Source organism: Candidatus Paceibacterota bacterium (assembly GCA_026195275.1).
In the GTDB taxonomy this organism is placed as follows: Bacteria; Patescibacteriota; Minisyncoccia; order Phycocordibacterales; family JABMNX01; genus JABMNX01.
This window is the reverse complement of sequence record JAPHQU010000002.1, coordinates 16,918-39,434: the sequence shown is the minus strand read 5'-3', so window position 1 is coordinate 39,434 and position 22,517 is coordinate 16,918. Positions and strand designations below refer to the sequence as shown.

Annotated in this window: 19 protein-coding genes; 1 reads left to right on the top strand and 18 read right to left on the bottom strand. The window is 45.0% G+C overall.

From position 1 onward, the window contains the following. Nucleotides 1-8: 8 nt before the first annotated feature. The 7 genes from gatB to OQJ98_01065 form a co-directional block, all read right to left on the bottom strand. The gene (gatB, locus tag OQJ98_01095) at nucleotides 9-1,424 is read right to left on the bottom strand and encodes an Asp-tRNA(Asn)/Glu-tRNA(Gln) amidotransferase subunit GatB (protein ID MCW9054561.1); all 1,416 of its coding nucleotides are present in this window, start codon (nucleotides 1,422-1,424) and stop codon (nucleotides 9-11) included. A gap of 145 nt (nucleotides 1,425-1,569) precedes the next feature. Continuing rightward, nucleotides 1,570-2,544, bottom strand: a complete 975-nt coding sequence (gene obgE, locus OQJ98_01090; GenBank protein MCW9054560.1) for a GTPase ObgE — start codon at nucleotides 2,542-2,544, stop codon at nucleotides 1,570-1,572. Nucleotides 2,545-2,611: 67 nt separating this feature from the next. Beyond that, the gene (locus OQJ98_01085; protein MCW9054559.1) at nucleotides 2,612-2,947 is read right to left on the bottom strand and encodes a phage holin family protein; all 336 of its coding nucleotides are present in this window, start codon (nucleotides 2,945-2,947) and stop codon (nucleotides 2,612-2,614) included. A gap of 67 nt (nucleotides 2,948-3,014) precedes the next feature. Beyond that, nucleotides 3,015-3,233: a DUF1653 domain-containing protein gene (locus tag OQJ98_01080; protein ID MCW9054558.1), complete on the bottom strand. Its 219-nt coding sequence runs from the start codon at nucleotides 3,231-3,233 to the stop codon at nucleotides 3,015-3,017. Then, a complete protein-coding gene (gene secA, locus OQJ98_01075; GenBank protein MCW9054557.1) occupies nucleotides 3,223-5,709 on the bottom strand; it encodes a preprotein translocase subunit SecA in 2,487 nt (828 codons plus the stop codon). Before secA ends, OQJ98_01080 begins: the two co-directional genes overlap by 11 nt. Nucleotides 5,710-5,796: 87 nt before the next feature. Beyond that, complete coding sequence (locus OQJ98_01070; protein MCW9054556.1) at nucleotides 5,797-6,039, bottom strand: hypothetical protein; 243 nt, start codon at nucleotides 6,037-6,039, stop codon at nucleotides 5,797-5,799. Nucleotides 6,040-6,646: 607 nt separating this feature from the next. Next, the gene (locus OQJ98_01065; protein ID MCW9054555.1) at nucleotides 6,647-8,833 is read right to left on the bottom strand and encodes an O-antigen ligase family protein; all 2,187 of its coding nucleotides are present in this window, start codon (nucleotides 8,831-8,833) and stop codon (nucleotides 6,647-6,649) included. Between the two features lie 69 nt (nucleotides 8,834-8,902). Here OQJ98_01065 and OQJ98_01060 point away from each other — a divergent pair, with 69 nt between their 5' ends. Further along, complete coding sequence (locus tag OQJ98_01060; protein ID MCW9054554.1) at nucleotides 8,903-10,168, top strand: oligosaccharide flippase family protein; 1,266 nt, start codon at nucleotides 8,903-8,905, stop codon at nucleotides 10,166-10,168. Here the strand turns inward: OQJ98_01060 and OQJ98_01055 are convergent. From OQJ98_01055 to OQJ98_01005, 11 genes are all read right to left on the bottom strand, one after another. Continuing rightward, on the bottom strand, nucleotides 10,165-11,385 hold the full coding sequence (locus tag OQJ98_01055) for a hypothetical protein (protein ID MCW9054553.1): 1,221 nt from the start codon (nucleotides 11,383-11,385) through the stop codon (nucleotides 10,165-10,167). The two genes, OQJ98_01060 and OQJ98_01055, sit on opposite strands and share 4 nt — an antisense overlap. A 567-nt stretch (nucleotides 11,386-11,952) precedes the next feature. Further along, nucleotides 11,953-13,206 carry a glycosyltransferase family 4 protein gene (locus OQJ98_01050; GenBank protein MCW9054552.1) on the bottom strand — a complete coding sequence of 418 codons (1,254 nt, stop codon included), beginning with the start codon at nucleotides 13,204-13,206 and terminating at the stop codon, nucleotides 11,953-11,955. After that, nucleotides 13,203-13,802 carry a class I SAM-dependent methyltransferase gene (locus tag OQJ98_01045; GenBank protein MCW9054551.1) on the bottom strand — a complete coding sequence of 200 codons (600 nt, stop codon included), beginning with the start codon at nucleotides 13,800-13,802 and terminating at the stop codon, nucleotides 13,203-13,205. Before OQJ98_01045 ends, OQJ98_01050 begins: the two co-directional genes overlap by 4 nt. A gap of 46 nt (nucleotides 13,803-13,848) precedes the next feature. Continuing rightward, nucleotides 13,849-14,595: a polysaccharide deacetylase family protein gene (locus tag OQJ98_01040; protein ID MCW9054550.1), complete on the bottom strand. Its 747-nt coding sequence runs from the start codon at nucleotides 14,593-14,595 to the stop codon at nucleotides 13,849-13,851. 3 nt (nucleotides 14,596-14,598) lie between these two features. Further along, nucleotides 14,599-15,768: a polysaccharide pyruvyl transferase family protein gene (locus OQJ98_01035; protein ID MCW9054549.1), complete on the bottom strand. Its 1,170-nt coding sequence runs from the start codon at nucleotides 15,766-15,768 to the stop codon at nucleotides 14,599-14,601. Continuing rightward, complete coding sequence (locus OQJ98_01030; protein ID MCW9054548.1) at nucleotides 15,749-16,897, bottom strand: glycosyltransferase family 9 protein; 1,149 nt, start codon at nucleotides 16,895-16,897, stop codon at nucleotides 15,749-15,751. The genes OQJ98_01035 and OQJ98_01030 overlap by 20 nt, the downstream gene beginning before the upstream one ends. Next, on the bottom strand, nucleotides 16,894-17,580 hold the full coding sequence (locus OQJ98_01025) for a class I SAM-dependent methyltransferase (GenBank protein ID MCW9054547.1): 687 nt from the start codon (nucleotides 17,578-17,580) through the stop codon (nucleotides 16,894-16,896). The genes OQJ98_01030 and OQJ98_01025 overlap by 4 nt, the downstream gene beginning before the upstream one ends. 3 nt (nucleotides 17,581-17,583) lie before the next feature. Further along, nucleotides 17,584-18,687, bottom strand: coding sequence for a glycosyltransferase (locus OQJ98_01020; GenBank protein MCW9054546.1), 1,104 nt, complete (start codon nucleotides 18,685-18,687; stop codon nucleotides 17,584-17,586). Nucleotides 18,688-18,691: 4 nt separating this feature from the next. Beyond that, nucleotides 18,692-19,645 (bottom strand): FkbM family methyltransferase, encoded by a 954-nt coding sequence (locus OQJ98_01015; protein ID MCW9054545.1) that lies wholly within the window; start codon nucleotides 19,643-19,645, stop codon nucleotides 18,692-18,694. Further along, entirely contained in the window at nucleotides 19,642-21,471 is a 1,830-nt protein-coding gene (gene asnB, locus OQJ98_01010) for an asparagine synthase (glutamine-hydrolyzing) (protein MCW9054544.1), read from the bottom strand. The genes OQJ98_01015 and asnB overlap by 4 nt, the downstream gene beginning before the upstream one ends. Before the next feature lie 3 nt (nucleotides 21,472-21,474). Continuing rightward, nucleotides 21,475-22,515 carry a glycosyltransferase family 4 protein gene (locus OQJ98_01005; GenBank protein MCW9054543.1) on the bottom strand — a complete coding sequence of 347 codons (1,041 nt, stop codon included), beginning with the start codon at nucleotides 22,513-22,515 and terminating at the stop codon, nucleotides 21,475-21,477. Nucleotides 22,516-22,517 lie beyond the last annotated feature (2 nt).

Sequence of the window (22,517 nt, the reverse complement as noted above, 5' to 3'; positions counted from 1 at the left end):
TTTATTTTCTAGGACATCTTTTCTATCAAAAGTTTTGAAAGAATCTGAGGGTTTGCCGACCCACTGCTCTTCTTCATACCTTGCCCGACAAGGAACTTCAGAGACGCTTCTTTGCCTTCTTTATACTCTTTTACTGCTTCTGGGTTCTCTTCAATGATTTCATCGACAAGCAGGGCGATCTTTCCTTCGTTACTTTCTTGTAGTAACCCTTTATCCTCTGCCACCTCCTTGGCGCTTCCACCCTCTACAAGGAGAGTTGCGAGGGTGTCTTTTGCACCTCGAGATGACAAGAGACCCTCATCTACCATGGTGATGAGTTCTACAAAATTCTCCCCCAGTTCGCGTGCGCTCTCGCCCATCCGAGATAGCGTGCCAACAATATCCGAGGCGATATAGTTAACCGCTAAGCCAAATCTCTTCTTATCATCTTTGAATGCAGGGATCACGTGCTCTTCAAGGAGCCTCTTTAGCACGCCCATGTCATGAACAAAGAGTTCTGCATCCTCGGGCTTCATTCCATATTCCTCAACGTAGCGTCTTCGGTTCTCCCATGGGAGTTCGGGAAGTTCTTTTGTAAGTTCACTCTTCTCAAAATCTCGAATCTCCGAGATGCGTAGTTTTGGGAGGTCAGGGTCAGGCATATAGCGATAATCGTGCGATTCTTCTTTCATACGCTGAGAGAATGTCTCTTGTTTATTCTCATCCCATCCACGTGTCTCTTGAACGACTGTCCCGCCACTCTCAAGCACTTCAATCTGTCGCCTGGTCTCGTATGCAATAGCTCGCTCGACAGAACGGAACGAATTGAGGTTCTTCACCTCTACCTTGGTTCCTTTCTCGCCTGTCTTACTCACTGAGATATTTGCTTCAACACGCATCTCACCTTTCTCCATGTTTGCATCACTCGCTTTAAGATAACGAAGGAGTAGTTGTAGTTCACGCGCAAAGTTACCTGCATCAATTGCGTTACTAATAACCGGTTCTGTTACGAGTTCCATGAGTGGAATCCCCGCACGATTAAAATCAACTAGACTTCTCTCGCCTTTGTCATGAGTAGAGCGTGCGGTATCTTCTTCCAGGTGAATTCGAGTTAATTCAATTCCGTTAAGGCTTCCACCGGAGATAAGCGGGTGTTTGTATTGGCTGATCTGATAACCTTTGGGGATGTCGGGATAAAAATAATTCTTGCGATCAAACTCAGTGAAGTCGGCAAGCTCTCCACCAAGCGCGAGTCCGACTCGAAGTACATGCTTCACCGCCTCCCTATTGATGACCGGAAGCGCCCCCGGGTGCGCCATACACACAGAGCATATGTTCACGTTGGGTTCACGTTCGTTTGGGTCGTTCTTGGAGTCGCAGAACATCTTTGTCTTGGTCTTTAATTCTGCGTGAATCTCTAGACCAATTGTAGGCGTGTATTCCATAAGTACTCGTTACTATAGCAAATCTCCTCCCCCACTGAAAGAGAAGGGGGATCATATAATATCAACCACGCAGACTTGGCGACATATCGCTAGGTTTGTCTTTGTGTTTGCCCTCAAGGCTGTGTTCAAATAACTTCGGCAACCACTAAGCAGACGCGAGGATACTCGCGAGTGAGTCGGAGAAACTCTTGATTGATTCGTTATCGAGTATCGACACGGTAAATACGTCCTCCCCTATCTCCTCTCTAAAGAGATCTTTCAGACGACTTTGTTCTTCTTCTGGGACCAGATCGGTCTTGGTAAGCACAACAATCTCAGGAAGCTCGCCGAGTGCTTCGTTGTACGCGGTTAACTCTTTCCTGATCGTGCGATAGTCAGCAAGTGGATCACTGCTCTCAAGCGAGACACAATGGAGGAGGAGTTTTGTGCGAGTAATATGCTTGAGAAATTTGTGACCAAGCCCCTTCCCTTCAGAGGCACCCTCAATGAGACCGGGTATATCAGCAAGTATGAATCCATAAAAATCACCGAGGTTGGGGTCGAGTGTGGTGAATTGGTAGCTCCCCACTTTTGCCTTGGCGCTGGTGAGCTCGTTGAGCAAACTCGATTTACCAGCATTTGGGAGCCCGATGAGTCCCGCATCAGCTATCAGAGAAAGCTCTACATACAACTCTGCTTCTTCGCCCTCCTTTCCTTTTGTTGCTTTTGTTGGCTTTACGTTGCGTGAACTCTTGAAGTGCTCGTTACCAAACCCTCCAGGACCACCGCGCAAGACCAACACCTCTTCTCCCTCATGAAGAAGCTCGAAGGATTCTTCAGTTGTCTTATTTGTCACACGCGAACCGATAGGAAGCTCGATGTAGATTGACTCACCATCTTTGCCGTGTTTGCGATGATTCTGACCTGGCTCGCCGTCCTCTGCACGAAACTTCGGATCACTCCGATACTGTGCAAGCTTCGCAATGTCACGTATCGCGCGCGCGTATACGTCACCACCTCTGCCGCCATCGCCACCGCCAGGACCACCGCGCGGCATACCGCGCGCTTGGATCCAGCGAACCACACCATCGCCACCGGTGCCCGCCGTTGCAAACAAAGTTATTTCGTCTATGAATTTCATGCCTGAGAACTATAACAAACCCGTACTGATACGCAATGAAGTCTTAAGGAGTACAACATACGCAACCTTAGTCAACAATCTTCTCGGCGAGCCAGTGCACTACCACAATCGAAAGCGCACCAATGAACGCCGGGATGAACCCATCGACAGTGAATCCTTCAACGAAAGTGGATACAAACCAGAAGAGGCCGGCGTTTATAACAAATGTGAAGAGGCCAAGTGTGAGGAGGTTAATTGGAAGTGTGAGAAGCACCAGAATCGGCTTGATAATGAGGTTGATGAGGCCAAGCACCACCGCAACAATAAGCGCGATGTAGAACCCGGACACCTCGATTCCGGGAATGTAGCGCGACACCAAAAGAAGCGTGAGGACGGTAAGAAGGAGTTTTGTGATGAGTCCCATACACTCCTTATGATACCTTTTCCATTATCAAAATCAACGCCACATTATATGATTGGGCGTTGAATTACTAACCAATATATGCAAACCGTGGCACTTCTCTGCCGTCCACTTCGACGGTCTCAAGAAACATTCCGAGCGGCCGCACCCAGAGCTCGGAGAGTTCATTGTCTCGATGCCGATAAATAACAAAGTCTTCAAGTGTCTCGGAGTGCTTCCCAACACCGATGACCTCGTACTCGCCGCCTTTATAATGCCGATACTTCCCTGTTTTGATATTACTTTCCATGGCAATGTTTATACTTCTTCCCTGATCCGCACGGACATGGGTCGTTACGTCCGACTTTTTTTACTCCCGAGACGGGCACCTGTTTCGCTACGCTTCCCGGTGCAACATCACCACCAATGAGCCGTGCACTCTCGTGCACTTCTTTCATCTTTTGTTCTTCCTGTGAGAATGCAGTGGCACCTATCTTTGGGAGTGCTTCACGCACATGATGTGCAAATGAACCCTCCATATCCTTGAACATACGCAAACCTTCTTTCTTATACTCAACGAGTGGATCGCGCTGACCGTATGCTCGCAGGTTCACACTGCCGCGTAGATAATCCATCATCTCGAGATGCTCCACCCACAACATGTCAATAATTTGGAGCAACATCCTGCGTACCGTGGTTACAAACGCATCTTTGCCAAGCTCTTCTTTTTTCTCGGTAATAACCTTGATCAATCTCGCATCACCGGAGATGATCCCATCGAGTCGCTGCAGAACGTCATCATCTTGACCAACAAGTATTGCGTGACGGTCTCGATACACCGACGAACGCTGTTGATTGAGCACATCGTCGTACTGAAGCACGTGTTTGCGGGCATCAAAATGGAATCCTTCTATCTTGGTCTGTGCCGACTCAAGTGAACGTGTGATCATCTTGTTTTCAATAGGCTGATCCTCAGGAATACCAAAACGCCCCATCATGTTTTTAATCATGTCGGATGCAAAGACACGCATAAGCGAGTCCTCAAGAGAGACAAAGAACTGTGTCTCACCTGGATCCCCTTGGCGACCCGAGCGTCCACGGAGCTGGTTGTCGATACGGCGTGCTTCGTGTCGCTCGGTACCCAAAACAAAGAGTCCGCCGAGTGCTTTAACCGCTTCATACTCACCTTCAGTCCCGGGGTTACCACCGAGCTTAATGTCGACACCGCGACCAGCCATGTTAGTCGCAATAGTCACATTTCCGCGCTTTCCGGCCTGTGCAATGATCTCGCCCTCGTGCTCGTGGTTCTTGGCATTAAGCACTTGGTGTGGAACACCTGCTTGCTTGAGGTAGGCACTTAAGAGCTCGTTTTTCTCAATAGAAACCGTGCCAATCAAAACTGGTTGTCCCTTCTCGTGAAGCTCACCCACCTTTCGCGCAACAGCTTTAAACTTGCCGAGTTCGCTCTGGTAGATGAGGTCGTCGCGGTCAATACGCTGCGGTTGCACATGGGTCGGGATAGGGAGTACATTGAGTCCATACACTTTATAGAACTCTTCCGAGGATGTCTCTGCGGTTCCCGTCATACCCGCGAGCTTATCGTAGAGCCTGAAATAGTTTTGAAATGTGATTGACGCAAAGGTGCGCGACTCACGTTGGATCTCGACACCCTCCTTTGCCTCAATTGCCTGATGGAGTCCTTCCGACCACCGTCGCCCTGGCTGGAGACGTCCGGTGAATTCATCAACAACAACCACCTCCCCATCCTTCACAACATATTCTTTGTCCTTTTCAAAAAGTGCCTTTGCGCGCACGGCGGTCTCGAGATGATGCACATACTTAATACCACCTTCAGTATAGATATTCTCGACACCGAGAATTTTCTCCGCTTTCTCGATACCCTCATCGCTTAGTGTGATTGCTTTCTGCTTTTCATCGACAGAGAAATCGGTATCTTTCACAAATCGCCGCGCAATGTCCGCAAATGTTGTGTAGAGATCTTCCGACTCGACTGTCGGCGCCGAGATGATAAGCGGTGTGCGCGACTCATCAATAAGAATCGAGTCTACCTCATCAACAATAGCGAAATAATACTCACGTTGGCGGAGCTTCTCTTTCTCGTATTCAATATTGTCGCGAAGGTAATCAAACCCAAACTCGTTGTTTGTCCCGTACGTAATGTCTGCCTCGTATGCCTCTTTTCGGCTACATGGGCGTAAGAATTCGTGGATTACCTTAAACGAACCAAGCTCATCACGCTCCTCGTCTTCTCCTTTATTTGTATGAGACTGGTCATAGAGGAATGATTGTCCTTGATTTATGACACCGACTGAGAGACCGAGGAATGCGTAGACTTGCCCCATCCACACACCATCACGCCGTGAGAGGTAGTCGTTTACTGTCACCACATGCGCACCCTTCCCGGGAAGCGCATTGAGGTACACCGGAAGTGTTGCAACTAAAGTCTTCCCTTCTCCAGTGCGCATCTCTGCGATGTCGCCTTGGTGAAGCGCGATGCCGCCGAGAAGCTGCTCGTCGTAGTGGCGCTGATCGAGTGTTCGCTTCGCCGCTTCACGCACGACAGCAAACGCCTCTGGTAGAAGATCGTCGAGAGTCTCCCCCTCTTTGAGTCGAGTGCGGAATTCAGCCGTCCGCGCACGAAGGTCATCATCAGAGAGTGGCGCAGTAGCCTGCTCAAGCTCGTTTATCTTCGCGACGATGGGGTTCAGTTTCTTGAGTGCCGTGGCATGCTCGTCACCAAATAGCTTCTTAAAAGCAGTAATCATACGCACCTATAGTAGCACAAAATCCCCCGGAGGTGGTCATTGACCTCTCCGGGGGATTTTGTTAGAAATAGTCCTGCAAAGAGGCTACTATCGCTTTCGTCGACGGGTAGTCTTTTTTGCTGCTTTCTTAGCAACCTTACGACGAGTTGTCTTCTTAGCTGCTTTCTTAGCAACCTTACGACGAGTTGTCTTGCGACGCGTCGTCTTCTTAGCTGCTTTCTTAGCAACCTTACGACGAGTTGTCTTGCGACGCGTCGTCTTCTTAGCTGCTTTCTTAGCAACCTTGCGACGTGTTGTCTTCTTAGCTGCTTTTCGTTTTCGTGCTGGCATGATGTCTAATGAATGATCTTCTTAGTAATGTCGACCCCTCCTCTTTTGTACAAAAGAAAACGTTGTAACGCGTTAGAGAAGTTACTTATATTATCGAACGTACAACGTGCAAACACAATAAAAAGTTAAAAAGTTTTTGTGGATAACAAAAAATAATTCAAAAAATAAAAAATCTGTAACGTTAGATCTTTTTAGTTAAATGTTTATCACCGACAGCATTAATGACGTTATTAATACTGTTGTTGTGTTCATGTACTTTTTAAAAAAACAAAACCGATACATGTGTATCGGTTTTGTTTTTTCTGCAAGCGATCCCACCGAGATATGGGGAACGGGTGCGAGCTCCAAAACGAAGATCTAATGTGAGTGCCGCCGTCCCCCGTACCTTGGGAGGATCGCCGCACCCACTTAGTATACGCGCTTCACAATGCACTGTGCAACCTAAAAGAAATACCCATTTAAATGTATATTTAAATGGGTATTTCTTCAGAAACGTAAAACCCGCCACGAGGGCGGGACTTACGCAGATTTTCGTTAGAGCCACACGAATGTGACACTCACGAATATAATATAGCACATTCTCAAAAAAATGCAACCTCTACTCTAATTACGGATTCCTTCCGGCACGAATCTCACGGATAAGGTACTCTCCTTGCGCTTTATAGTTTGGATCAAGCTCGATCATCTTCTCAAGCTCAGCTATCGTATTCTGGCGTTGACCAAGCTCAAGATACGCAGCGGCGAGCCCAAGGCGTTTCTGTGGATTGTTTGGGTCTTCTTCGACGCGCAATCTCCATACCGCAAGCACCTCATGGAGCATCCCATTATTAAAGTACGCCTGCACCAAGTGGTCGCTATCGACAATGATGGAACCAAACGTTGGGATAAGGATATCCTCAAGGAGAGCTCGGTCGCCTGAATTCACCGCACCAACCGCGTAGTAAATCGCTCCGTCCTTCGATTCTGGAGCAAGTTCATATGCTTCCTTAAAGATCCCAAGTCCGCCCGCTGTATCACCTCGATTGAATGCATTAAAACCAAGCTGATAGAGGATGGTTGGTTTTTTGGGTGAGAGCTCGTTCGCGCGCACAAGGTGCGGCTGCGCCTTTGCGTACTGACTGAACGAGTCAAATACTGTCCCGAAGAAAAGCTGTGTGCGTGCGTCGTTTGGTACCCGGTCGACAACCTTCTGCATCTCCGTCTCGGTAAGCGAGAGGTATTGCTGCTTTACCTCAATATCAAAACGATTCGCTGCGATGCGTGTCGAGATCTGCGCAAGCTGCTCTGCTGCTTCCTGGTTGCCAAATGTGTCGTACGAAAACGCTTTCTTGAACGACTCAATCTGCTCTGCGCTCCCCGGCTGTGTCGCAATTGCGCGAAGGAGCGCGTGCGCGGTGAGTATCGGCTTCCCGTTCACTAGATACAGCGCCATAATGGTAATCACAACAATAATTGGCACATACACACGGGAGGTTATGTCGGTACCGAGAGTCTTTGTTTCTACCTCACCCACTTCAGGCTTGATGCTCTCCCGATACGAGAAGCACACGAACGCCATCACCGTGAAGTAGAGAATGTAGCTTATGATATTGTCGAATACAAAGAGGTTGTGGAAGCCGTAACCCGCGAGCAAACCGGTGATGACACTCTTCTCAGGAATAGACAAGAAGGTATTACGCGGCCGCCACAGGTAGAAGAGTGTCGCGAGTGCTATAGCAAGGTACGCGAGGAAACCGAGGATGCCACCGGCAATCAGCCAGTCGAAGACAATGTTGTGCGTGCGGTCAAACCACTGCTCCTGCTTGTAGAGCTCCGGCTTGTAGTACTTATTAAAGACAAAGTTAAAATTCTCCTGCCCCCAACCGAGAAGTGGTCGTTCTTTGACCCCTTCAATAGCTAGGCCCCAAATCTGGAAGCGCGCGTCAACCGTACCGCTTGAGAGTGAGAGGTTGGTGAAACGACCAAGCACCGGGCTCCCCTTTGCAAACTCAGTGTTCTTGATAGCGAAGAACCCGCCAACAACAAGAAGCACCGCGACTACCGCACCGATTGCGGTCTTGCGAAGTGTCTTTTGTTCTCGTTCAAAAATAGCAACGAGCAATCCGGCGAAAATCACTCCGCCGAGAAGACCGAGAATCGCACCACGTGTCGCAGTGAAGTAGATCATCATCACCTGTAGCGCCATGATTCCTATATAGAGGTGTCGCACGATTCGATCCCCTTTAAAACGCATCAAAAGCAGTGCAGTGATGAATACATGGAAAAGCATGTAGATTGCGAGATACGTCGCGTTGCCGAATGTTGCATCAAGTCGCACACCACCTTGGTTGATGGTGATGAATCCCCAAAGCTGGAAGAGACCGTAGATGCCGAGCAAGCCGGAGACCGCAACAGATGTATTCAAGAATCGTGTCCACAACTTTTCCGTATTAAGGACAGTTCCAACTACGAGGAAGTACATAAAGAGATGCACGAGCGTCACCAGACCTTCCATGCGCTCAAAGTTGCTCCAGATGCTCTTAAGCGGGTTCTCGCCAAAAATGTCAGCAAGGGCAATGATGCCGACGAACGAGGCGATTGCCGCAAGAAGCCACGAGAAACGCGGCCGATACGCCGGATTGTAGAGCATAAGCCCGAGCCAGCCGCCAAAGATGATCTCAACTATGATACGGAATGCAAAGTTTTTCCCGGTAATGAACGGGAAAAAGAGACTTGAGGAAACGATGAACGGAATAAATGGAATCAAAAAGATCCCCGCAAGGACCACTTTTCTCAGAATATTCTCAACTTTCATAGAAAAACTATACCACCCTGCGCCCTGTGGTGCTAGCTCGACCGCACGCAATAGATTAAGATACATACCATGATACCCAAAGCCAGAAACAAGCTCTATCGCCTCCTCCGTTGGAGCGAAAAGTACACAAAAACCGACATGCTCTACCTCGCCAAAGGCGGCTTTTGGGTGACATTTGGACAAACCATCACGAGCATTCTCTCGTTGGGGCTCATAGTGGCTTTTGCTAACTTGCTACCAAAAGATGTTTATGGTCTCTACCGCTACATCCTTGCCTTAGCAGGCGTGTTGAATATATTCACGCTCACCGGCATGAACAGCGCAGTTGCAAGAGCTGTTGCCGCGGGGCACGACGGAGCGCTCAGGGTTTCTGTCAAATACCAACTCAAGTGGAACTTGTTGATGCTTACTGCGTTCTTTACCTTCAGCGGATACTATTTCATAAATGACAATACTCTTCTTGCGATATCCTTTCTTATTTTAGGTATCTTTGTTCCTTCAACTCTCGCCTTAAATACATACGGCGCTTATCTTGAAGGGAAAAGAAAGTTCCAATTCGCTAGCATATCGAACATCATATCCACTCTCGTATATGTGGGCGGTATTCTAGCTGCAATCCTGTTAAGCGGAGAAATAGTGTGGCTCATAGCCGCTTATGCTATTACGACGTTTGCCACAACACTCTTCTTTTATATTGTCATCCTGCGAAAGTTCAAGCCGTCTCTAGAGGGCGATGTTGGAGACGTACTCAAGTATGGTCGCAAGCTAAGTTTTATACGACTCATTGGACCAATCACTGGACAGATAGACAAGATCATTCTCACGCACTTCTGGGGTCCGGCACAGCTTGCTGTGTATTGGCTTGCCCTTGCTGTACCAGACAGAGCAACCTCATTCATGAAAAACTGGGTCGGCTTAGGATTCCCCAAGTTCGCAACAAAGACACCTGAAGAAATAAATACTGTTTTCTACAAAAGAATCTTCCAGGGAATGTTCATCGGTACGCTTATAGCGGTCACATATATACTTATCTCGCCATATTTATTCAAATACCTACTACCTCAGTATATAGAGGGGGTTGTCTACTCGCAGATATTAGCGTTAGGTTTTATCTTTGCAATGCCCAACCGCTATGTCAGCCTCCTTTTTGAATCACAGAAATTATCTCGTCTCATTTTCATCAGAAGCATAATTCAAAGTGTCATACTCGTCACACTTTATGTGATTCTAGGAATCTGGGGAGGAGTACTTGGACTTGTGATAGCAAATGTATCCAATTCTCTGATAGCACTATTGATTGGTATTGGTATGTGGAGAAGAAACACAAATACTTAGTTTGTCTTCTGCAGGATCTCTTCTACCTGATCCACCACCCACTTGCTCCCGTTTTTATGCGGATCACCAAAGTATTGCTCGCGCAACTCTGTTAAAAGACTTGGGGTGATGGTGCCTGCGTGCTGAATCTGCTCAATGAGCTCTCCTGGATTCTCGGCGATTAGGTGTCGGGTTTTATCTGATTGAGTCATGCTGTAGTAGTCACCCCACTTTTGTGTGCGAAGGAAGATGGGAACTTTTAACTGAAGTAGTGCTTCAAGTACAGCGGTGCTATGACAACCAACGACAACATCGACATTTTGAATTGCTTCTTGCATACCTCCCTTAACAACCTTTATATGCGGGAGTTTTAAGATCTGGGGTTCGTTCTCTAAAAGCCATATTTCAAAACCGTCGCGATATGGACGGAACTTTATCGTCAACCTTATATCCGTGCAATGTAAAAGCTTATGGAGATATAGCATCACTTCACTAGGATCAGCTGTTTGCTCGGCGATAAAAAGCACCCTCATTCGTTCATCTTGTGATGTCGAGGTTGTATTCTGTTCCTCCACCAACATAAGCGGACGCATGGGACCAGACACATGAATCTGTTCAGGTTTGTACGATTGACTATTCCTCATATAGTGCACCTTCCACCAATCACTCCAAACACCATAATTGTCAACCGAAAGCATCTTCTTGCCATCAAAGCCAATCATAAAGTCACAAGGAGTTCCGTAGCGTGATGCAACACCGTGCATGATTCCAACTGTTGGTATGGAATTCAATTTACACCCTAAGACAGTGTGAAAACTGCGTTCTGATGCACTTATAACCAGCGCTACCCTGATACCAATCGCGTGTAAAATCCATTCCATAATCCGTATTGCCCAAACGTCATCGTACACCGTAAGGAGGTATTGGGTAGCCACCAGATATTTGAACCGGTTCTCAGGATCCGTCTCAGAAATAAGTTTATGAGTGCCAAATTTCTGCTCAGCGCGACGTCGCCCACCTGATATTATGCTTATAAACCGTCCAATAAAAACTATACTGTCTGAATAAATCACAGGTCTCCTTCGTTTAAGTGCATGCTTTAGTACAGTCTTCCACGATTCCAAACTACGGATAAATTCAACAAAACGGATATTTCTTTGTCGTAGCTCCTCATAAATAAATTTCATCCTAAAATCATAGTCTTTGTCTTCTTCAAACTTGTCTCCGGTGAATAGCATCGCAGGCGACTTCTTTATGGTGAGAATAGGCAGACTTAATAGGGTAAGGATTATCTGAAATAAGACACCAAATGGAAGGAATGATGGAAATTTTAAATGTCTCCCATGGAGAGTACTTACTTCACACCCATACGCACGTAGATAACAAGAGAAAAGGCTCTTGAATGAAGGCTGATAAAAGGACACTCTCTGAAAATCCCTCAGATATTCAAGCAGCCTCTTATATTGAGTGTATGGTAAAGAGAAATAAGTAAAAAGACTATTGTAATGTATCCACCATAATTCATAACCTTTATATATAAAGCGCCTTGAAAGACGGGAACCATCCGGGAGGGTCAATATAGAGAGTTCTTCAAGGAAAGAGCCCGCTTTGTAAACGCTTCCTGGATCAACAAACATTCCGAGTTCTATAAATCTGCAACCTAGAGTCTCTACATCCTTTTGAAATATCTTATCTGCTACGATTATATTAAACTTGTGTTTAATTCTGCGTGTGGTAGGAAAATCCTTGCCGCAAACAACAAGTATTCTCTCTTTGGGTTTTAATGTGGTCATGGTTTTAATAGATTACATTGGCCCACTTTTCTTTTCCTCTAACAATGCTTCGTATACAGCAATGTATTCTTTTACCTTGTCTTCCAGGTTAAAATGACTCTTTACTCTCTCGTAACCAGCTTTACCAAACCTATCCGCTCTTTCTGGATTTTTGAGTAAATCTAAGGTCTTTTCGGCAATCTCTTCTGGATACATGGGGTTTACTATATAACCCGTCACTCCATCATCTACAATCTCCGGGGTTCCTCCGTAACAAGTTCCAATAACGGGCTTCTTGGAAGCCATCGCTTCTATATTAATCCTGCCAAAAGAATCAAAACAAATTGATGGCATTAATACCACATTAGAGGCCGCATATGCAGCCCTTATTTCATCTCCCTTAATCCACCCAGTAAAAACAAGATGTTCCTCTATATCTAGGTCTCGAGCGTACCCTTTCATTACCTGCGCATACCAATCAATCTTACCCATGACCAGCAGTGTTGCATTCGGTATCTCCTTAACTATTTTAACAAGTGCTTCAAGTGTTTTCTCTGCCCCCTTTGCTGCACTCAACCTTCCTCCGAATAAAATCACTCTTCTACCCTGCAGACTATACTTAGTCTGAAAATCGACAACTATCCTTTGGTCAACAAGCCACTCACTAACATCAATCCCATTGTATATAACCTCAACGTGTTCTATATCATTCTGGTTAAGAGCATCCCTTAATGACTTACTTATCGCAAAGACCTTATCCGCATACCTAAGGTATCTCTTAATAATAAAATTACGAAAAGGGTTCCATCGCTTCCTTGCTTGTTTAATATGGTCATGCCAAGTTGTGCGATAATCAAAATTTCTTAGATACTTACTCGTCTGCAATTTACCAAAATTAAATAGCATGACATCACGAGCGGTAAATATAACGACTTCTGATTGTTGTCTAGCAAGCTTTAGGCAGTGATATGAAAGGTGGTGATGTATGCTATTGATATGTACAACATCTGGACCTATCTTCTTAAATATCTCCTCTACCTTATGGACAACCTTATTGTTATACAGACTTCGATACGCACGCCATCTTTCACTGTAGTCACTTGCTATCCTAAATACCCTAATGCCCTCGCAGTCGAAAACTCCTTCCTCGCTTTCTTTCCTGCACGTGGTAATAACGGAGACATCGTGACCGATTTTTTTCAAAACAGCGGCAATTCCTTGGACAGAAATCCCACCGCCCCCAAAACTATATGGGGGGAAACTGTCATGTAAAAGTATTATCTTCATGAGGATCTTGGACGTAAGCGAAACGAAAATGTATACGCACGGAAACACCAATATCTCATAAAGTTTATAGCTCTACAAATCAAACCTGGGTCTTCCAGCTTTCCTTGCCAGAGACCCGTCCATAAAAGCATGCGACTGTTTGGGTACGCAGAAAAAGCGCCGTGGTAATACGTCCTTCGCGCATCGTGAAGAATCGCGGTGCCACCAGGTCTTAATAACTTACTTGCTTCAAGCAAGCATCTGTGTCGCTTCCTTCCGTCAACAAGAATAACGTCGTATTTCTTTCCGAGCGTCCTAGGGTACGCGACATACTCATCCATTTGTGTATAAGGTTGTTTTAATTCAGTATTTCCAACATCAAAAAGTTTCAGCGCAACATCTTCGTCATTACTCACCGCCTCCGATATTTTGTCATACCAGAGCTTGTTATATTCAATACTTGTCCATGTGTACGAGATATCTTTACTATGGAGGAACCGCGTGAAGTACACTGTACTACCGCCACTACCCCACTCTAAGACATCGATGTGTGGACCATACGATGACAGTATTTCTTCCATCATCTCAATTTCTTTTGGTGTCATCTGTGGCTTCATCTTATCTTAAGTTTAATATGAAATGTATCATCAAGAAAGTCGGACTCTATACCTGTTCCATAACTTCGCTGTTGGACAAATAAATAACGTCGCCATACTCTTTAACAAATTTCAAGAAGGATTCAAGTTCTTGCCACATACCATATTTCTCAAGCTCCCAAGAATGGCCATATAGATGAAAATAGCTGCCTTCAACAAGAGATTTCTTAAACCACTTCCTTGCTAGCGACTGCCACGAGGGCACAAATTGCTTTGGTGTATAAGCATTCACAGGGTCGAGAATCCTCCCAAAATAGTATCGATTTGCGTCTAATTTACGGAAGGGAAATGGCTGACATATAATAGTCGGACTCATTAGAAACTGTCCTTTAGTCATCTGGATGGTGAGCTTCTGGGTCGTTCGGGCAACTTTAAACCCTGCCTCTTTAACTATTCCTGTAATCTGCCTGTCAAACTCGCCACCGGGGTAAGCAAACGCTTTGGTTGGAGAACCGGTAACTTTATCCAAAAAATCCTTACATGCGAAGATCTCGCCTCTCGCCTCCTCCAAGGAGATGTTGGTAAGCCTGCGATGAGTAAGCGAGTGTCCTCCCACCTCATGAGAGGTAGCAATAGAACAAATCTCGTTCTCTGTGAGTCGGCGGTTATAAGCAGAATGCTTATCATTTTTTCCATCAAAGCTCTTTGGAATATAGAATGTACCTTTCATACCATAATGCGATAATAAATCGGCGATCTTCAAGTCCAGTACAGAACCATCATCCCAACTAGTTGTAAACAATATTTTGTTCATAATTTATTCAGTATCTTTGTGGAAAATAATAGGTTTTATTACGTCTATCATTTTTAATGAATCCTGTCTTACATTATTAAAATCAATTGCCGGTAACTTATCATCTATGGAATCATATATTTTCCTTTCTACTTTGTCTGGATACTCTATAACATCCTCAATAGAAAAGAAGTTGTCCCCCAACCCTTCCTCTTCACTCAAAGCTTGAACTTTTTCGTCATAGATAATTCCAAGGGTAGGCAGACGAGTCACATTTGAAGACATAATGATGGAATGCATCCTCATACCGATAAATAAATCGAGTTCAGAGGTATGTTCTACATACTGCAATGGGGTTGATATCTTTGGGTACTCTAGATTTATATACGGGTCCATTTTCTTTAACAAAAGCTCATACATTAAGGAATCTCTTTCTGGCGCACTCGGAAGGTAAACCAACCTTAACTTTATCTTCTCGTGTAAACTGTTTAAGATCTTTGCAAACGAAGTCGCGAAATCTTCCGTCTTGTCTTCATTAGAAAAATCTGCCTTCCAAAAAGTTATATTAAACCCGATTGTGCAATAATCCTTCGCAGGCACCCTTTTGACCAAGCTAGAGAAATGAAATACTGGATCGCGTATAACATCAATCTCTCCAGTATTGAAGTGTCTTGATATGTTCAAAAAATTATCCTTACTCGCTCTGTCTCTTACCGAAAATGCATCAACCTTTCTTATCTTATTTGCGAGTTTTATAACCTCAGGCTTAGAGATGTTATCAATGCCTATTGACCATATAATAATCTTCTTTCTTAGAGCTTGAGCTAACAGTAACGGTTTTATATAAATGTTAAGCCAGTATTTTCTATCCCTGATTAGGTTACCACCACCCCAGATAAATATATCGCAATATATCACAGCAACTATTCCCAATAATAAATCAAACAGTTTCCTCGGTCTACGCAGAGTTCCTCGTCGAAAATCCATAGACAGGACGCGAATGCGTCTGTTGTCAATAAGGTCAGGATGTGACTCAAGAAAGAGGTTCTTCTCAAAGACGAGAACTGTGATGGACGCAGATCCGTCCACAGAATGAATATCGTTAATAATGGTCTCGCAGATTGCCTCATCGCCCAGATTCCCCATGCCGTAGCCGGCACCGATGACAATCTTTTTATGATTTTTTGGTTTCATTTTCTTTCAAGAATACAGCCAATTTTGCAATCTCATAAATAACATCTTTGACATTAATTGACTCGACTTGCATCCGAGCCTTCTTTTCATTATATATCCTGGAGTTCATAATATGTAGTTCTGGCTTATCTCGTCCAAACACTACTATCTTGTGTCTCTCACCAACAGGTGGCTGTTCATTTTCATCCACTGGTCCGACTATATCAATCGTAGGAACACCGAATGCCTCTGCAATATAGATGGGTCCAGTATCTACGCTTATAAAAAGATTGAGTTTGCTTATCAATGCCTTTAATTCATCAATGGAGAGTATCCCCGTTGTATCAACATATTCGACATCTCTATCAAGACCCGCTTTCATCCTCTTGGCATATTCGCCGTCACCGGGACCACCAATAATCACCACAACTGCATCGTATCGAGACGCGATGTAATTAGCAACCTCAGCAAAACGCTCGGTTGGCCACTCTTTTATCTTATTGCCCGCTGAAGGTGAAATGCCAATCAATAATCGACCGGCGTATTGCTCAAGCAAAGCTCTGGTCTCTTGCTGAGCTTGTGAAGAAAACACTAAGTGTTTTGTTGTATCATCTGTGAAAATGTGGATGGTCTCAAGCAAACGTAAATATTCTCTGGGGGCATACTGTCCCATGTGATGCGGTTGGGTCTCAACAAACCTCCGAAGAATCTTATAACTCATGGTCTCCCAAGGACTCCAACCACTCTTGATTACAGGAGCAACAATCAGTGGGATGCCAGCCAGATAAAGAACAGCAAGATTCAGGAAGCTGGGTCCGGTGATGCAGCCAAAATCCACACCTTCTTTCTTTATTTCTTTAATGGTCGAGAAAATATCCTCTTCCTTGTACACACGATAACTGTCTACATCAGGATTGTGCTCTAGAAGACGCTTGTTCACACCGTCACCGATAACAACAAGTTGAGATTGTGGATATTTTTCTTTAACAGCTCTAAACATTGGCGTGGTGCACACCATATCCCCCAACTTTGCTCCTTGGAATATCGCGATCTTTTTAAAAGTCTTCTGCTTCTTTTGTGCTTTGCCGAAAACCACATATCGGCATAGGCACAAAAACAAAAGAAATAATGTTTTCAATTTTAATTTCATTTTCTTAAAAGGATATGAAAAGTATCAAGATAAAATGGACGTAGAAATAGTCTATACAGAATCAGAATGACTACCCCTAGCAAACCTCGAAACTTCTTTCGAATCTTGTCCTCCCTAATATCAACAACCTCGAAACCTTCTTCAACCAAATCCCTTTTTATGTCATAAAATCTGTAGTAGTGCATCTCCCCCAACCTTTGTTTCCCCGCATCGCCACTGTAGTCTTTATGTTTTCCAAATATAGAGATAAATGAGTCCGACACGAATCTTGGCAACCAGTTCACGAAATACAAATGAAAATGCGGATCCTTAAGACTAAACCTGCTTGGAATGCTTATGTACACAGTACCGTCATCCCCTAGAACACGGTAAGCTTCTTTTATAAGCAGATTCGGATCTTTTACATGTTCTATAACTTCTGAGATGTTTATGAATCCAAATTCTTTATCCTGAAACGGCAGCTTCTCAGCAACACCCTCCGTAACTTTCACAGACACATTGTTTCTCTTTGCGTTCTTTAGAGTTTCCTTTATGTATTCTCTATGTTTCTCTATTCCTTGCGCCTCTCCTCCCTCAATAGCAACCTCAACCAGAAAATCACCTTTTCCAGATCCAATGTCCAAAACCTTCCTGCTGAGAAGATCAGGTGTATGGCTTAATAAATTTTGTAAATGATTACTCATTTATTATGTTTTTATAAATTCAACAATATCTTTTGCTCTATTGTGCCATGTATGCGACCGCACTACCCCAACTGCTCGACGCGCCTTGCTTACAGATTCGTCGTGCTGCTCGAGCACCCCAGTGATCACATCTGCAAACGAGTCAGAGTCGTCCGGGGTAGCAAACGTCGCGGTCTCCTCTGAGAGCACTTCGCGCATACTCGGCAGGTCTGACGCAACAATAGGAACACCGGATGCCATATGTGCAAACACCTTAAGTGGTGATGTATAGAGACGCGAGACATCGCTCTTTCCTGAGTTTGGAATCACGAGAACGTCCGCCGCCTGCTGATTTTGTGGCAGATCGCGATACGGAAGCGGGCCTGTGAAAATGACGCTTGGATATTCTTGCTTATATCGCTCAAGCTCGCTTCCCTCTCCTACTATAACAACCTGAGCGTCTTCGGGAAGCATATGTGAAGTCTCAAGAAGAGTCTCAACCCCCTTCCACGGGTCAAGCCGCCCGAGATACATCACGATTGATTTGTCTTGTGGCAAACCCAGCCTTTCTCGCGTCTCCTTCTTGTCAGCCTGTACAGAGAAGTCTTCGAGGTCAACAGCATCATGCGCAACGAGAATATTTTCTGGAGAGATCCCAGTATTCACAAAGAAGTCCTTCAGACCCTGTGATATGACAATCAGTTTCTTTAACTTTTTTGTAAGCGACTTTGCGATGTAATTATCGCGCGGCATATGCGCCTCCCACACGACATTTTTCTTAAAAAAACTTATTGGCCACAATACAAGGTCGTCTCGTGAGTATATAACTCCCACATCTTTGATAAGGGTGTAGATGAAGGCCGAGAAGCTAAATGTTGCGAGCTGTATCAAAAACCCAATCCGGCCAAATCGCACCAGATCAAGCGACGGGAGTTTGGTAATCGAGAAATTGCGCTCAACTCCGTAGTATTCAAATGGATCCGCCTTCACTGGATTAAATCGCCATGGTGCGACAAGTGTTACATTGTGCCCTTCCTTTCCAAATGCCTCGCACATCTTCATGATCTGCACACCGTGAGCTTTCTCAGTTGGAATGCGGATATTTGCTATATAGGTAATTTTCTTCATCCTTTTATGAACCTTTTATAAACAAAAAATTATCTCGGGGATTATTTTGAGAATGTCCTGAGATATGTGCAACCGGGTCAACTATATGATCTTGAGAAATAGACCCGTCGCTTTCTATGGCGAAAGCGCGATATCCAAGACTCTGAAGTTTCTCGACTGCCTTTTGAGAGTACTGCTTTCCCATTTCTCCACCCCACACTTCCATAACAACGCGCGGACGATGATCCTCTAGCAATTTCGACGCGCCTACAATTGCATCGTACTCTCCGCCTTCTATGTCTAATTTTATCACTGTTGGGATCTTATGCCCTGCTCGTGTGTATGCATCAAGACTAACACTAGGAATACTCGACGGCTTTGTGTCTGATTTTGACAGATTAAAACGTGAGCTCGTAGAACTGTCTTCGGCATCAGTTGCATCATAAAACTCGACCTTTCCTGAAGATCCCGCGACAGCTTTGCATGTGATAAAGACCCTCCCTGAATTAGAGAAATTCTTATGTAAATAATGACAGAGTCGCTTATTTGCTTCAAACGCATGCACCTCCCCACCGGTGGCAACCTTCTCTGCAAGTGCCGTATAGTACCCCAAATGAACACCAACATCGTATACGATATCTGTGTCCCTAAGGTTTTTGAGCATCCACAATGTTAACCGTATCTCGCTCTTGTCTTGTGCGATTTGGTACATGGAGAATACATGTGTGCCGAGGTCCCTCATCGGTAAGACCATATTCTTACCAAAAAAGAATCTGTTGCGCACACTACCCCAAGGAGGCAGTATCTTGAACCGCGCAAGATTGTAAAAAATGTACGAACAACCAAATGTCTGCAATCCGTAGAGGACTCTTTTAATTGCACTTCTTTCTTCTCTCGCGTACTGCATTGAATGTTTGTATGCTGAAACATAGGTTGCAAACCGTTCGATCAAATCGTGTTGTGTATTATTTGTGCTCATATTTCTATCTCATACGTACGTGCCCATACCTGGAAAGTAAGTATCGCCCAAAGAATAGTCAGGTTGTAGGCATCTTTGCTGACATGTTTTTCAAGCATATCTTCTACTTCCATCCAATTAAAAAGATCTTTGGTGCCCTTATAGTAATCCTTTGACAATACTTCTTTCGCAAAACCTGCAAACTCCTTGTTTCGTAGCCATTTTGCTCCCGGTGAAAACCAACCTCGCTTCGGTTGATCAAAGAGGAATCCTGGCAGGTCATCTCGGAAGGCATCTTTGAGTATCTTCTTCGTCCTAAATAGATCTAGCTTATATGATCGTGGCAGTGACTGTGAGAAAGCGATGAGCTCGTTGTCTGTCAACGGCACTCGTTCTTCGAGAGCACTCGACATAGACATCTTATCAGAAAGCATGAAGAAATGGTCCGGTAGCCAACTCTTCTGATCGGTCTCCATGAGGCAATCCGCTAAGTCTCCAGAACATTGTGAGATATACCGCTCCTCAAAATATTGCTTGCTGAATGAGTCATCTTTAAACACAGACGGTGACAATACTTTGGAGAGTCTCGGGTCCTTCTCGAACATGACCCGCGCAAGGAAGTCGCTGCCACTTTGGTAGTCTAGCTTAGCTACCTTTGGATGGATATCCCCGAGAGAACGCAGAGCTCCGGGCAATTTTTTGTAATAATATGCAGCAAGTGCTGCGCGATATCGGTCATAACCGCCAAAAAGCTCGTCCCCTCCACTTCCGGTCAGGACCACGCTCACCTTATCTTTTGCAAACCGTGCCAAAAGCATCATCGCAACAGATGTCGGATTCGATATTGGATCGTCACATGCTCCAATTACTTCCTCCAGATGGTTACGCGCATCTTTTGCAGAAATGAGTATCTGGTTGTGTTTTACCCCAAAGAACTCTGCGGTTTGTTTTGCAAGCCGAAGGTCGCTGTTGAATTTTTCGCTTTCTTCTCCTGTCCCAAGATCAAAACCTACAGAAAATGTCTCCGCGTTCTTATTAAATTGGGTCATAGAGAACAACACCGCACTCGAGTCTATACCTCCAGAGAGGTATACCCCGACAGGTACATCAGATACAAGCTGTCTGCCTACGGCACTGATAACCTTCTCACGCAACATACTCACCGCCTCTTTATACGAACGCGGCTGTACTTCACTTGGTTCGTCGCAATACTCCGCAACAGAGAGGTCTCCATCTTTAAGAGTCAGTGTGTGTTTAGGCGGTAACTTGTATATGTCTCGCATCATGGTCATTGGCTCTGGTACATACAAGACTCTCATATAGTGATTGAATGCTTCTATGTTGAGCGTTCGTGGTACATCGTGTTTCAAAATACCTTTTATCTCTGAAGCAAATATAAAACGTTTCCCATCCCAAAAGTAATAGAATGGTTTAATGCCCGCACGATCTCGTGCACAAAAGAGTTTCTGTTTTTGTCTATCCCAAATGGCAAAAGCAAACATACCATTGAGTCTGTCGACCACACCCTCCCCCCACATCTTATAGCCAGCAAGGATCACCTCGGTGTCACTCTTTGTCCGAAACGCATACATCCCTTCAAGCTCCTTTCGTAATTCTCGAAAATTGTAGATCTCTCCATTAAAAACGATGGTTAGTGTCTTATCATTATTGTGCATCGGTTGATTTGCGTCCGAGGACAAGTCAATGACACTCAGTCGATTGTGTCCGAGTGATATACCCGCATCAACAAAAACGCCCTGTGCGTCCGGGCCACGATGAGTAAGCGTCGTCACCATTGAAGCTACTCTCTGTTCATCTTTCCAATTAAATCCTGAAATTCCGCACATACGCTATATTTGTATAAAATCTAAAATATTCTTTGCTCGAGCCTTCCAAGTATACGCTTGTATATCCACGGGGTTTTGTTTTGCAATCTTCTCTGCAGATTCCGTATCTTGATAGATAGACAACACGGTATCTGCGAGACTTCGCGCATCGTCCGGTTGAAAAGAGGTCGCCCTACCCTCAAGTACCTCTCCTATGATATCGAGATCCGAGTATACTATCGGGCGACCGGCGGCCATGCACTCCCACACTTTCATCGGAAAGCCGTAGTCTCTGAAGTGATGTTTGTCCGGATACGGTATGGTAAGAATATCTAGTGCCAATTCGTACTCGACAACTTTCTCAAACGGTTGTTTCTCTACGAATATGCATTTCTCTTCAACGCCAATCTCCTCCGCGAGCGCCTTGTATTCATTGATGTGTTCCACAGACCCGCCAACAAACACCATGAGTATCTTTTCATCCAGATACGGGAGAGCCTTGATCATGGTATCAAGACCTTTTTCCATACCGACACTCCTAAAGCCGCCCACATAACCCACTAGAAACGAGCCTCTTGGCAGCCCTAGCCTCTTTCGGTATTCCATCTTACCTATCTCCGATTTCTTGATAAAGATATCCGGGTCTACGCCACCGTACGCAACCAATATCTTACTTGGGTCAATGTCGCAGGCAGATGACAAAAGTCTCTTTAACCTTTTCGATGTGCATGTCAGGTAATCACTATTTGTTGACACATATTTATCTTTCCAATCATCAAAGAGCTGATGCCAATCAGAGCAGATGAAGTATCTAGATCCGAATACCTTTCGCCAGAATATAAGTATCGAGAGAAGGTATGGGTCATAAGAAATAAATATTGTTTCTGAATCATTCCATTTGCGCAACATTGTAAGAACCGGCATCAAAAAGAAGTAGTAGACCACCCTCAGACGGTTTGGTATTCTCACTGCTGTGGCATTCGTGTGTTTCAGTTGGTCGGGCACGCTTCCTCTCACAAGAAACAAGAAGTCCCGACCGAGGAGCGCGGTGAATGCCTCTGCCATCG